Annotated in this window: 11 protein-coding genes; 1 reads left to right on the top strand and 10 read right to left on the bottom strand. The window is 70.8% G+C overall.

From position 1 onward, the window contains the following. Positions 1–13 precede the first annotated feature (13 nt). The 10 genes from sigJ to C1703_RS37225 form a co-directional block, all read right to left on the bottom strand. Positions 14–934 carry an RNA polymerase sigma factor SigJ gene (sigJ, locus tag C1703_RS37270; RefSeq protein WP_114256970.1) on the bottom strand — a complete coding sequence of 307 codons (921 nt, stop codon included), beginning with the start codon at positions 932–934 and terminating at the stop codon, positions 14–16. A 20-nt stretch (positions 935–954) separates the two neighbouring features. Next, the gene (locus C1703_RS37265) at positions 955–1,698 is read right to left on the bottom strand and encodes a PIG-L deacetylase family protein (protein ID WP_114256969.1); all 744 of its coding nucleotides are present in this window, start codon (positions 1,696–1,698) and stop codon (positions 955–957) included. 28 nt (positions 1,699–1,726) lie between these two features. Continuing rightward, positions 1,727–3,028, bottom strand: a complete 1,302-nt coding sequence (locus tag C1703_RS37260) for an alpha/beta fold hydrolase (protein ID WP_114256968.1) — start codon at positions 3,026–3,028, stop codon at positions 1,727–1,729. Positions 3,029–3,137: 109 nt separating this feature from the next. Further along, entirely contained in the window at positions 3,138–4,163 is a 1,026-nt protein-coding gene (locus tag C1703_RS37255; protein ID WP_037764268.1) for a LacI family DNA-binding transcriptional regulator, read from the bottom strand. 98 nt (positions 4,164–4,261) lie between these two features. Then, positions 4,262–5,686 (bottom strand): BNR repeat-containing protein, encoded by a 1,425-nt coding sequence (locus C1703_RS37250; RefSeq protein ID WP_114256967.1) that lies wholly within the window; start codon positions 5,684–5,686, stop codon positions 4,262–4,264. A gap of 17 nt (positions 5,687–5,703) precedes the next feature. Then, entirely contained in the window at positions 5,704–6,024 is a 321-nt protein-coding gene (locus C1703_RS37245; RefSeq protein ID WP_114256966.1) for an L-rhamnose mutarotase, read from the bottom strand. A gap of 17 nt (positions 6,025–6,041) precedes the next feature. Then, positions 6,042–7,127, bottom strand: coding sequence for a rhamnose ABC transporter substrate-binding protein (rhaS, locus tag C1703_RS37240; protein WP_114256965.1), 1,086 nt, complete (start codon positions 7,125–7,127; stop codon positions 6,042–6,044). Positions 7,128–7,157: 30 nt separating this feature from the next. Continuing rightward, entirely contained in the window at positions 7,158–8,150 is a 993-nt protein-coding gene (locus C1703_RS37235; RefSeq protein ID WP_114256964.1) for an ABC transporter permease, read from the bottom strand. Continuing rightward, positions 8,143–9,183, bottom strand: a complete 1,041-nt coding sequence (locus C1703_RS37230) for an ABC transporter permease (RefSeq protein ID WP_114256963.1) — start codon at positions 9,181–9,183, stop codon at positions 8,143–8,145. Before C1703_RS37230 ends, C1703_RS37235 begins: the two co-directional genes overlap by 8 nt. Further along, the gene (locus C1703_RS37225) at positions 9,180–10,697 is read right to left on the bottom strand and encodes a sugar ABC transporter ATP-binding protein (RefSeq protein WP_114256962.1); all 1,518 of its coding nucleotides are present in this window, start codon (positions 10,695–10,697) and stop codon (positions 9,180–9,182) included. Before C1703_RS37225 ends, C1703_RS37230 begins: the two co-directional genes overlap by 4 nt. A 284-nt stretch (positions 10,698–10,981) precedes the next feature. On the opposite strand from C1703_RS37225, the gene rhaI reads away from it, so the two are divergent. Beyond that, positions 10,982–12,142, top strand: coding sequence for an L-rhamnose isomerase (rhaI, locus tag C1703_RS37220; protein ID WP_114256961.1), 1,161 nt, complete (start codon positions 10,982–10,984; stop codon positions 12,140–12,142). The last annotated feature ends 111 nt before the right edge of the window (positions 12,143–12,253 follow it).

Here is a 12,253-nt window from a genome sequence, read left to right as displayed (position 1 = left end):
ACGGAACGACAACTCACCGATGAGCCGGTGGCGCCTCCACGCGCTCGAGGCGCTCCAGACGCTCGGGGTCGGCCAGGATGTACATCCCGGTGATCCGGCCGTCGACGATCGTGACGCCCATGACCGACTGCACGCGTCCCCCGGGCGCGTTGACGACCCCGACCGAGCCGTTGACCAGGACCAGCTCCGCGGACTGGGCGAACCGGGCGAACATGAGCGCCTGCTCCGCCACCGCCTTCGCCCCCTGGACGAGCTTGGACACGGCCGCGCCGCGCACCAGTTCGCCCGAGTCGGCCCGCAGCACCACGTCCGGGTGCAGGAGTGCGAGCAGCGCCTCGAAGTCCCCGCCGCGCGAGGCGGCCAGGAAGGCGTCGAGAACCTCCTTCTGCCGGCCGAGGTCCGGTTCCGTCGCCGGGGTGGCGCCACGCACCCGGCGCCGGGCCCGGCTCGCCAGCTGCCGGGTCGCGGCCGGGCCGCGTTCCACGATCGGCGCGATGTCGTCGAACGGCACGGCGAACATGTCGTGCAGCACGAACGCGAGCCGCTCGTCCGGCGCCAGGTTCTCCAGCACGACGAGCAGCGCCAGGCCCACGGAGTCGGCCTGGAGCACCTCCTCGGCCGGGTCGATGTGGGACAGGGGGCGGAGCACGGGGTCCGGGACGAACGTGTCCCAGGTGTCGTGCGTGTCGCCCAGCGGATCCTCGCGGCGGGCGGCGCGTGAGCGCAGCAGGTCCAGGCAGACCCGGCCGGTCACGGTGGTCAGCCAGCCGCCGAGGTTCTGGATGTCGTCCGGGTCGGTGCGGCTGAGCTTCAGCCAGGTCTCCTGGACGGCGTCCTCCGCATCCGCCAGTGAGCCGAGCATGCGGTACGCGACCGCCCTCAGCCGCCCCCGGTGCTCCTCGAACCGGCCGGCCAGTTCCTCGCTGCCTGTCATGGTCTCCCCCGTCGTCCGCGTCATCTGCCGAACACTTCGAACGCCACCGCGGGCCGGCCCCCGAACCGCTCCCCCGTCGTCTCGGCGTGGTGCGTCAGGAAGTCGCGGACGTACGCCTCCGGGTCCTCATCGGTCAGCGCCTCGATGTAGGTGCGGTGTTCGAGCAGGGACCGCACCGCGCGCTCCAGTCCGGGCGTCGCGTCCACGGCGTGCGTGGGGGTGCTGGAGCCGGCGACGGCGATCCAGCGCACGCCGTCCCAGGGTTCGAGGCCCTGCTCGACGAGTTCCGGGAAGATCCAGCGGTTGCCGGCGTCGCCGGCCGCGTCGAGGGTGGCCCGGCCGACGGCGACGTGGTCCGGGGTGTTCCAGGCGACGCCGCCCCAGGTGTCGCGGTGGTTGAGCGTGATGACCAGCTCGGGCCGGTGGCGGCGGATCGCGGCGGCGATGTCGCGGCGCAGGGCGGTGCCGTACTCGATGACGCCGTCCTTGTGGTCGAGGAACTCCACCTCGGTCACGCCGACCACCGCCGCGCTCGCCCGCTGCTCCCGCTCGCGCAGCGGGCCGCACTGCTCGGGTGCGAGCGTGTCGATGCCCGCCTCGCCGCGGGTGGCGAGGACGTAGGCGATCTCGCGGCCCTCGTCGGTCCAGGCCGCGATCGCCGCGGAGCAGCCGTACTCGAGGTCGTCGGGGTGCGCCACGACCGCGAGGGCGCGCCGCCAGTCGGCCGGCATGGGGCGGAGTTGAGTGCTCGTCGGCTCGGTCATGTCCGCAGATTAGTCCCCGCCGCCCGGCTCACGCCTCGTCCCGCGCCATCGCCAGGAGCCGGTCGAGGACCCGGGGGCCGCCGGTGCGGATGCCGTCGTGTTCGAACTCGTCCGTGATCCAGGTGCGCAGCCCGCGGATGGTGCGGGCGGTGCGCAGGGAATGGGCCGTGTCGACGTACATGTCGTCGTGGTAGACGGCCGCGACGACCGGCACCTGGTTGGCGGCGAGCCGGGCCGGGTCGTACAGCGGCGTCCAGTCGGTGCGGGCGGCGAGCAGGTCGGCGGTCTCGCGCAGGGGGCGCAGGGCGGGGTCGCAGTCGAACATCCAGGGGTGGATCGATTCGCCGGTGAACAGCAGCGGCTCGTCGCCCGCGAGGGCCTTGGCGGCGTCGAACCGCGGGAACTCGGCGCGGACCCGCTCGGCCGACCAGGCGGTGGGCCGGTCGTCCTGGCCGTAGATCGACTCGTGGATCAGGGCGTACAGCGGGTGGCGGGCGTAGGACAGCATGCCCTGCACCTGCTCCTGGAAGGCGTCGGAGAGGGTGTGGCCGTTCGGGGTGCGGACGAAGGCGTCCTCCAGGAGGTAGTGGAGGCGGTGGGTGCCGTCGCCGGTGCCGAGGACGATGCCCAGGGACTGGAATGCCTCGGCGGTGAGCCGGTAGCCGTTCGGCAGGACCACGTCGTGCGTGAGGAGGTGGTCGGCGATCCGGCGGGCGCGCTCGACGTCCTGCGGGTAGCGGGCGTAGTGGGCGGTGACCTTGCGTTCGACGCGCGGGAAGGCGGCCCGGTAGACGTCGTCCGCGTGGGCGTCCAGGGAAGGCAGTCCGCCGGTGATGACGGCGGTGGCCAGGCCCTCGGGCGCGAGGGACAGGTAGGTGGTCAGGCAGAAGCCGCCGAAGCTCTGGCCGAGGACGGTCCAGGGCGCGCCGCCGGTGACCTCGGCGCGGATGGCCTCGCAGTCGCGGACGATGGAGTCGGCGCGGAAGTGCGTGAGGTAGTCGGCCTGTTCGGCGGGGCCGCCGCGCAGCGGGAGCGTCTGGCGGGTGGCGGGCGTGGAGTGGCCGGTGCCGCGCTGGTCGAGGAGGAGGACGCGGTACTCCTTCAGGGCCCGGCCCAGCCAGCCGGGCCGGCCGACGGAGCGGTCCGCGCCGAAGCCGGGCCCGCCCTGGAGGTAGAGCAGCCACGGCAGGTCCTGGTGCGCCTTGTCGGTCGCGACGACCTCGCGGGCGTACAGCTCGATCGTCTCGCCCCCGGGGTGGTCGTGATCGAGGGGGGCGGTGAAGCGGCGGTCGGTGAGGACGACTCCGGGCTGGCGGTAGCTGAGCGTCAACGGGGCTCCCGGGACGGGCGGATGGTCGGACCGCGTCCCAGTTCATCACAGGGCACGTCCGGGCGGAGGCGCTTCGGATCATGACGTCGTGCTGAACGGCGGTTCAGGGTCAGCGGGCGGCCAGGCTGGAGCGGCGGACCACCAGTTCGGGCTGGAGGACGACCCGCCGGTGCTCGTGCGGGCGCGCGGTGCCCTCCTCCTCCGTCTCCTCCAGGAGCAGGTCGGCGGCCATGGCGCCCATGGTGACGGCGGGCTGCCGTACGGAGGTGAGCGGGACGGCCGCGGCGGCCGCGAACTCGATGTCGTCGTAGCCGACGATGGCGAGGTCGTCGGGGACGCGCACCCCGGCCGCGTACATGGCCTGGAGCACGCCGAGGGCGAGCAGGTCGTTGGCGCAGAACACGGCGGTGGGCCGGTCGGCGAGGCCGAGGAGACGGGCCCCGGCGTCCCGGCCGGCGGCGACGTCCAGCCGCTCGGTGGGCAGCTCGCGCAGGGCGTCGGGGCCGAGCCCGGCCTCGGCGAGCGCTTCGAGGGCGCCGGTGCGCCGGTCGCGGACCTGGTTGAGGCCGGGCGGGCCGCTGACGTAGGCCAGGGAGCGGTGCCCGGCGTCGACGAGGTGGCGGACCGCGAGGGCGCCGCCCGCCACGTCGTCGACGGAGACGGAGCACTCGGTGGTGCCCTCGGCGACGCGGTCGACCAGGACGAACGGGATGCCGTGCCGGCGGAACGCCTCGATGTTGCGGCCGGTCGCGTCGGCCGGGGTGAGCAGCACGCCCCGTACGCGCTGCTCGGCGAAGAGCGACAGGTACTCGGCCTCCTCGCCGGGGTTCTGGGCGCTGTTGCAGACCATCACGCCGAGCCCGGCCTGGCGGGCGGCGCGCTCGGCGCCGCGCGCGACGTCGACGAAGAAGGGGTTGCCCATGTCGAGGACGAGCAGCCCCATGATGCGGCTGCGGCCGGCGCGCAGCTGGCGCGCGGACTCGCTGCGGACGTAGCCGAGCCGGTCTATCGCGGACAGCACGCGGGCCCGGGTCTCGGTGGCGACCGTGTCCGGGCGGTTGATCACGTTCGACACCGTGCCGACGGAGACTCCGGCGGCGCGGGCGACGTCCTTGATACCCACCGACTGGGCCATCGGGCAGGGACCTCCAGAGGGAGACGAGGGGGCGGCGTGGGGGCGGCGGCCGGGGCGGCTTCACATTACCGGCACGCCGCCCCGGGAACCGGTCGCGGTCAGGCGGGCAGCCGGAAGTCGACGACGCGCAGCGCCGAGGGCGTCGTGCCGCTGGACTTCTCCTGGTACATGAAGGACAGCACGCCGTCCTGCGCGACCCGGGTCTCGTCGATGACGACCTCGCCGAAGGCGTTGAGACCGCTGCCGTCGAAGAGGATCTTCCAGTCGGTGTGCCCGGAGGCCGCCGAGGCGGCGGCGATCCGCCCGAAGGGGAAGATCGCGTAGGCGTTGTCGTACTTGTCCAGGATCAGCTTGGTGCGCTGGCTGGAGCCCAGCGGGACCGGTATCTCGGTCTTCTGCCAGGTGCCCGAGGCGTTCTTGCGGACGTGGAAGGCGCGTCCGTTGGCGGTGCGGTCGGCCACGTAGTTCGTGGTGCACTGGCCGAAGCGGCCGGGCACGTAGGAGATGATCGCGTGCGGCCGGCCCGCGGAGTCGGTGAACTGGCTCTCCTGGTTCATCAGGGAGTGGTCCGGGTTGAGCGGGTCGACGACCAGGCCGGCGTCGGTCACGGAGACCTTGTCGGAGCCGCCGGTGGTGCCGACGACGGTGCCGGCGTTGTTGCGCCAGGTGCGGCCGCGGTCGTCGGAGTAGACGTAGCCGGTGTCGTGGTTGGTGATGCCGCCGCTGCTGCACATCACGGCGCCGTTCTGCTCGCGCCAGGTGAAGAAGGAGTGCAGCCGGCCGTTCCGGTCGTAGTCGATGCCGTGCAGGTACATGTTGCGGGCGGTCGAGGAGCCGTGCTCGCTGGTGTACGTGCCGGTGGAGCTGGACCACTCCCCCAGGTTGGTCCACCGGGTGCCGTCGTACTCGGCGAGGGCGTTGCGGCCGTTGCCGGAGACGGCGACGCGGTAGCTGAGCTGGAGCCTGCCCTCCGGCGTGGCGATGAACTGGGGGTAGGTGAACTGCGAGGTCAGTGCGAGGCCGTCGAGCGTCGACTGGGGCGCGCCGAAGCGGCTGGCGGTCCAGCTCAGCCCCGCCGGGTTGTCCATCAGCCCGGCGACGGACTTGACGTAGGTGAAGCCGTCGCTGTGGGAGTCCATGTTGAGGTGCAGCCGGCCGTCGACCCGGGAGACGCCCATGGAGATGACGTTGTGGGAGTCGTTGTAGCGCAGGGTGTGGCCGACCTTCACGGTCGCCCAGGTGCTCGCCCCGAGGGGGCGGCGGCCGACGACGGCGTTGCGGTCGGCGGTGTACCAGACGGCGTACTGGTAGCCCTTGTAGGTCAGCAGGCCGTTCTTCTGGAACGAGTTGTTGTTGACCAGCCCGTCGTACGACACGAAGAAGAGGGCCTGGTTGTCGAGCGTGGTGGTGCCGGTCCGGGTGACCGAGGGGCCGGGGTCGGCGGCCCGGGCGGTGCCGGAGGCCAGGGCGGGGGTCACCACCGCACCCGCGAGGGCGGCGGCCAGCAACGTACGTCTGTGCATCTCATGAACTCCATCGTTCAGGCGAGGTGGAACACTTCCGTGAGCGGTTTCATGGCCTCGTCGGGTCGGGCGCCGTCCAGCGACTCGAAGAACGGCGCCATCTCCGCCTGCCAGCGGGCGTTGACGTCGGTGGCTTCCATGCGGGCCTGGGCCGCGGCGAAGTCCTCGGTCTCGAGGTAGCCGACGAGCAGTCCGTCCTCGCGCAGGAAGAGCGAGTAGTTGTGCCAGCCGGTCGCCTTCAGGGCGTCGAGCATCTCGGGCCACACGGCGGCGTGCCGCTCGCGGTACTCGTCGAGGCGGTCCGCCCGGACCTTCAGCAGGAAGCACACGCGCTGCATCAACAGTCCTCCGGGGACTAGAAGTTGAACTGGTCGATGTTCTTGGCGTCGAACACGGTCGGCTTGCCGAGGCTGATCACGCCGTCCTTGCCGATCGTGTACTCGCCCATGGAGCCGGCCTTGAAGGTCTCGCCCTCCTTGCCGGTGATCTGCCCCGAGGACAGCGCGACGGCCGTCCGCGCGGCCAGCTCGCCGAGCTTCGCCGGGTCCCACAGCTCGAACGCCTCGACGGTGCCGTTCTTGACGTACTTGCGCATGTCGTTCGGGGTGCCGAGGCCCGTCAGCTTGACCTTGCCCTTGTACTTGGAGCCCGACAGGTACTGGGCGGCGGCCTTGATGCCGACGGTGGTCGGGGAGATGATCCCCTTCAGGTTCGGGTACTCCTGGAGCAGGCCCTGGGTCTGCTGGAAGGACTGCTGGGCGTCGTCGTTGCCGTACGCGACCTTCACCAGCTTCATGTTCTTGTACTCGGGCTTCTTCAGCTCGTCCTTCATGAAGTCGATCCAGGTGTTCTGGTTCGTCGCGGTCTGCGCGGCCGACAGGATCGCGATCTCGCCCTTGTAGCCGATCTGCTTGGCGAGCAGCTGCACCTCGGTGCGGCCCAGGTCCTCGGCGGAGGCCTGCGAGACGAAGGCGTTGCGGCAGTCGGGGGTGGTGTCGGAGTCGTAGGTGACGACCTTGATGCCGTTCTTCATGGCCTGCTTGAGCGCGGTGCACAGGGCGCCCGGGTCCTGGGCGGACACGGCCATCGCGTCGACCTGCTGCTGGGTGAGCGTGTTGACGTAGGAGACCTGCCCGGCGGTGTCGGTCGCGCTGGACGGCCCGACCTCCTTGTACTTCGAGCCCAGTTCGGCCAGGGCCTTCTCGCCGCCCTTGTCGGCGGTGGTGAAGTACGGGTTGTTGACCTGCTTCGGCAGGAAGCCGACGGTCAGCCCCTTCTTCAGCTCGGCGTTCGGGTCGGCCTTGCCGGCGGTGGCGGCGGACCCGCCCTCGTTGGCGACGTCCTTCTTGGTGGTGCCGCCGCCACAGGCGGTGAGCGCCAGGGCGAGGGAGGTGGCGGTGGCGAGCGCCGCGCAGCTGCGGCGGAGGGTCGTCTTGCGCATGGCTGTGGTCCTTTACGAGGAAGGGCTGGGTTATGAGGTGGGAGTCGAGGCGGCTCTGCGGCCCGCCCTCGCCGTGGAGATCTGCCGTACGACCCGGGGGCCGAGCACGGACAGAACGAGCAGGACGCCGGTGACGACGATCTGCGACTGCGCGGAGACGTCCTGGAGGCTCATCACGTTCTGCAGCGCCCCGAGGAGGAACACGCCGGCGATCGCGCCGCCCAGCGTGCCCTTGCCGCCGTCGAAGTCGATACCGCCGAGCAACACGGCCGCCACGACGGAGAGTTCCAGACCCGTGGCGTTGTCGTAGCGGGCGCTGGCGTAGTGCAGCGCCCAGAAGATCCCGGTCAGCGAGGCCATCAGACCGGTCAGCGTGAACAGGATCAGCTTCTGCCGCTTGACCCGGATCCCGGCGAAGCGGGCCGCCTCCTCGCTCGCCCCGATCGCGAACAGCGACCGCCCGAACGGCGTGGCGTGCAGCGCGACCACGGCGATGGCGAGCAGGACGAGGAACGGCAGGAACGCGTACGGGATGAAGGTGTCCCCGATGCGCCCGGCCGCGAAGTCCAGGTACTGCGTCGGGAAGTCGGTCACCGCGTCCGAGCCGAGCACGATCTGCGCGATGCCCCGGTACGCGGCCAGCGTGCCGATGGTGACGGCCAGCGACGGCAGCCCCAGTTTGGTCACCAGCAGGCCGTTGACCAGCCCGCACACCACGCCCAGCAGCAGGCAGATCGGGATGATCGTCTCGATGGCCATGCCCTGGTTCCACAGGGCGCCCATCACGGCTCCGGACAGACCGGCCGTGGAGGCCACCGACAGGTCGATCTCGCCGGAGACGACCAGCAGGGTCATCGGCAGCGCGATCAGCGCGATCGGCAGCGTGTTGCCGATCAGGAACGACAGGTTGAGCGCGTTGCCGAACCCGTCGACGAAACCGAACGAGAACAGCAGCACCACGATCAGCAGGGCGCCGACCACCGTGTCCCAGCGGACCGCTCGGCTCAGGGAGATGTCAGCCATGGCGGGCGTTCCTCTTCTTCAGGGCGGAGGCCACGCGCAGCGCGACGATCCGGTCGACCGCGATGGCGAGGATGAGCAGGATGCCGTTGATGGCGAGCACCCAGACGGAGCTGACGCCGAGGGCGGGCAGCACGCTGTTGATGGAGGTCAGCAGCAGCGCGCCGAGGGCCGCGCCGTAGACGCTGCCGGAGCCGCCGGTGAAGACGACGCCGCCGACCACGACCGCGCTGACGACGGTCAGTTCGTAGCCGTTGCCGGTGCCGGAGTCGACGTTGCCGAACCGGGCGAGGTACATCGCGCCGGCGAGTCCGGCGAGGGCGCCGCAGAAGGTGTACGCGGCGAGGATCCGCTTGCGCACGGGAATGCCGGCGAGGCGGGCGGCCTCCGGGTTGGAGCCGAGCGCGTACAGTTCGCGGCCGCTGCCGAAGTGCTTGAGGTAGTAGGCGGTGGCGACGAGGACCGCCAGGGCGATCAGCGCCAGGTACGGCACCGCCGAGATGCCGCCGGAGCCGAAGTCGACGAACCCGCCGGGCAGGTCGGCCGCGGTGATCTGGCGGGAGCCGACCCAGATGGAGTCGATGCCGCGGATGATGTACAGCGTGCCGAGGGTGACCACGAGCGCGGGCACCTGGCCGAGACTGACGAGCAGCCCGTTGAGCAGTCCGAAGCCGATGCCGAGCAGCACGGCCAGGGCGATCGCGACGACCGGGTTGCCGCCGCCCTGGAGGTAGGTGCCGGCGGCGAAGGCGCTGATGCCGAGCGTGGAGCCGACGGACAGGTCGACGTTGCGGGTGATGACGACGAGGGACTGGCCGGTGGCGACCAGGACGAGGATCGTCGCGTTCAGCAGCAGGTCCTTGATGCCCTGCTCGGACAGGAACTCGCTGTTGCCGGCCTGGGTGACGCCGATCATCACCAGGAAGACGACCAGGATGGCCAGTTCGCGCATCTTGAAGACGCGGTCGACGAGCCGTGTGCCGCTCGACTTGGGCACGTCGGCCACGGGGGCCTTCTGCGGGGTCACGACCGTCATGCGGCGGCCCTCCCGGTGGCTGCGGCCATCACGGTTTCCTCGGTGGCGTCGGAGCGCGGGATCTCGGCGGTGAGGCGGCCCTCGTGCATCACCAGCACGCGGTCGGCCATGCCGAGGATCTCGGGCAGGTCGGAGGAGATCATCAGGACGGCCACGCCGTCGGCGGCCAGCTGGGACAGCAGCCGGTGCACCTCGGCCTTGGTGCCGACGTCGATGCCGCGGGTCGGTTCGTCGACGATCAGCACCCTGGGGCCGGTGGCGAGCCACTTGGCGAGCACGACCTTCTGCTGGTTGCCGCCGGAGAGCGTGTTGACCGTGTCGGCGATGCGGGCGTACTTCACCTGGAGCTTGACGGCCCAGTCGAGGGAGCGGCTGCGCTCGGCGCCGCGGTCCATGAGCCCGGCCTTCACGGTGGTGCGGAGTCCGGTGAGGCCGATGTTCCGCTCGATGGACATGTCCATCACCAGGCCCTGGGCGCGCCGGTCCTCGGGGACCAGGGCGAGTCCGGCGGCCATGGCGGTGGAGGGCGCGCCGTTGACCAGGGTCTTGCCCTGGACGGAGACCTCACCGGCGTCCCAGCGGTCGATGCCGAAGATCGCCCGGGCGACCTCCGTGCGCCCGGCGCCGACGAGTCCGGCCAGGCCGACGATCTCGCCGTGCCGTACCTCGAAGGAGACGTCGGTGAAGACGCCCTCGCGGGTCAGCCGCCGCACGCTCAGGGCGACCTCGCCCGGCTCGACCTCCTGCTTGGGGTACAGCTCGTCGAGGTCGCGGCCGACCATGCGGCGCACGAGGTCGTCCTCGGTCATGCCGTCCAGGGGCTCGCTGGCGATCCAGGCGCCGTCGCGCAGGGTGGTGACCCGCTGGCAGATCTCGAAGATCTCCTCCAGCCGGTGGGAGATGAACAGCACGGCGGCGCCCTGTTCGCGCAGGGTGCGGACGACGCCGAAGAGGCGGGCGACCTCGCTGCCGGTGAGGGCGGCGGTCGGCTCGTCCATGATCAGGACGCGGGCGTCGAAGGAGAGGGCCTTGGCGATCTCGACGATCTGCTGGTCGGCGATGGACAGGCCGCGCGCGGGGCGGTCGGGGTCGAGTTCGACACCGAGGCGCTTCATCAGCTCGGCGGTCGCGTTGTGCGTGGCCTTGTGGTCGATCCGGCCGAGCGCGCGCCGCGGCTGGCGGCCCATGTAGATGTTCTCGGCGATCGACAGGTCGGGGAAGAGCGTGGGCTCCTGGTAGATCACGGCGATGCCGGCGTCGCGGGCGTCGCCGGGGCCGTGGAAGGCCACGGGCGCGCCGTCGAGCAGCACCTGGCCGGCGTCCGGCCGGTGCACTCCGGCGAGTGTCTTGATGAGGGTCGACTTGCCGGCGCCGTTCTCTCCGGCCAGGGCGTGCACCTCCCCGGGGAACAGCTCCAGGGAGACGTCCCGCAGGGCGCGGACCGCGCCGAAGGACTTGGAGACGTCCTTCAGTGCCAGAACCGGGGCCGGACCCGTGGTGGACGGGTGGGTCATTGGGGGCTCCTCGACGACGCCGGCGGGAGCGCCTCTCGGCGTCGTGGGCGTCGTGAAAGGTTTCAACTGGGTTGCCGGGACGTTAGGCGGGCCGCGCATGTCACGTCAATGGGTTCCGGTCGAAAAAGTTTCGAAGCCAGAAGGTCACGCGCTGGTCACGGGAAACTGTCTTGGCCGGAGGGGTTGACACCCCTTCGGGGGGCCCATAACTTCGCGTCCTGAATCGTTTCATTCAGTGGTGGTCACGCGTGGTCGTGGCGACCCGATGTCTCAGGAGTTCTGACGTGACCGAGCTCGCCGCGGCGAAGGCCGCTCTCAAGACACAGGCCGTCGAGACGCCGTCGTGGGCGTACGGGAACTCCGGCACGCGGTTCAAGGTGTTCGCGCAAGCGGGCGTTCCACGCACGCCGCAGGAGAAGCTGGACGACGCGGCGAAGGTGCACGAGTTCACCGGGGTCGCCCCGACGGTCGCGCTGCACATCCCGTGGGACAAGGTCGACGACTACGCGGCGCTGGCGAAGCACGCCGAGGACCGCGGGGTGAAGCTCGGCGCGATCAACTCCAACACGTTCCAGGACGACGACTACAAGCTCGGCAGCATCTGCCACCCGGACGCGGCGGTGCGGCGCAAGGCCGTGGACCATCTGCTGGAGTGCGTCGACATCATGGACGCCACCGGGTCCACGGACCTGAAGCTGTGGTTCGCCGACGGGACGAACTATCCCGGGCAGGACGACATCCGGGCGCGGCAGGACCGGCTGGCCGAAGGGCTGGCCGAGGTGTACGAGCGGCTCGGTGACGGGCAGCGCATTCTGCTGGAGTACAAGTTCTTCGAGCCGGCCTTCTACACGACGGACGTGCCGGACTGGGGGACGGCGTACGCCCACTGTCTGAAGCTCGGGCCGAAGGCGCAGGTCGTCGTCGACACGGGGCATCACGCGCCGGGGACCAACATCGAGTTCATCGTGGCGACGCTGCTGCGGGAGGGCAAGCTCGGCGGGTTCGACTTCAACTCGCGGTTCTACGCGGACGACGACCTGATGGTGGGCGCCGCGGATCCGTTCCAGCTGTTCCGGATCATGTACGAGGTGGTCCGGGGCGGGGGGTTCTCGCCCGAGGTCGCGTTCATGCTCGACCAGTGCCACAACATCGAGGCGAAGATCCCGGCGATCATCCGGTCGGTGATGAACGTGCAGGAGGCCACGGCGAAGGCGCTGCTGGTCGACGGGGACGCGTTGGGTGCGGCGCAGCGGGCGGGGGACGTGCTGGAGGCCAATGCCGTGCTGATGGACGCGTACAACACGGATGTGCGGCCGTTGCTGCGGGAGGTGCGGGAGGAGATGGGGTTGGACCCCGAGCCTCTCGCCGCGTACCGGCGGTCCGGGTGGGCCGAGAAGATCGTTGCCGAGCGGGTGGGCGGGCAGCAGGCGGGGTGGGGTGCGTAGGCGTCTGCCGAGTTCTGTGATCTGCGGGGCGCGGGTTGTGTGTGGTTGATCGCGCGGTTCCCCGCGCCCCTGAAAAGAAGGCATCTCACCCCCTCCCTCTTGAAAAGGAAC

It is taken from the genome of Streptomyces sp. Go-475, from assembly GCF_003330845.1.
In the GTDB taxonomy this organism is placed as follows: domain Bacteria; phylum Actinomycetota; class Actinomycetes; order Streptomycetales; family Streptomycetaceae; genus Streptomyces.
This window is presented reverse-complemented; position numbering and strand designations above follow the sequence as displayed.

What these genes read in the sequence shown, in the direction of transcription:
- sigJ (WP_114256970.1), bottom strand. Translation starts at nt 934, where the DNA reads ATGACAGGCAGCGAGGAACTGGCCGGCCGGTTCGAGGAGCACCGGGGG.
- C1703_RS37265 (WP_114256969.1), bottom strand. Translation starts at nt 1,698, where the DNA reads ATGACCGAGCCGACGAGCACTCAACTCCGCCCCATGCCGGCCGACTGG.
- C1703_RS37255 (WP_037764268.1), bottom strand. Translation starts at nt 4,163, where the DNA reads ATGGCCCAGTCGGTGGGTATCAAGGACGTCGCCCGCGCCGCCGGAGTC.
- C1703_RS37250 (WP_114256967.1), bottom strand. Translation starts at nt 5,686, where the DNA reads ATGCACAGACGTACGTTGCTGGCCGCCGCCCTCGCGGGTGCGGTGGTG.
- C1703_RS37245 (WP_114256966.1), bottom strand. Translation starts at nt 6,024, where the DNA reads ATGCAGCGCGTGTGCTTCCTGCTGAAGGTCCGGGCGGACCGCCTCGAC.
- rhaS (WP_114256965.1), bottom strand. Translation starts at nt 7,127, where the DNA reads ATGCGCAAGACGACCCTCCGCCGCAGCTGCGCGGCGCTCGCCACCGCC.
- C1703_RS37235 (WP_114256964.1), bottom strand. Translation starts at nt 8,150, where the DNA reads ATGGCTGACATCTCCCTGAGCCGAGCGGTCCGCTGGGACACGGTGGTC.
- C1703_RS37230 (WP_114256963.1), bottom strand. Translation starts at nt 9,183, where the DNA reads ATGACGGTCGTGACCCCGCAGAAGGCCCCCGTGGCCGACGTGCCCAAG.
- C1703_RS37225 (WP_114256962.1), bottom strand. Translation starts at nt 10,697, where the DNA reads ATGACCCACCCGTCCACCACGGGTCCGGCCCCGGTTCTGGCACTGAAG.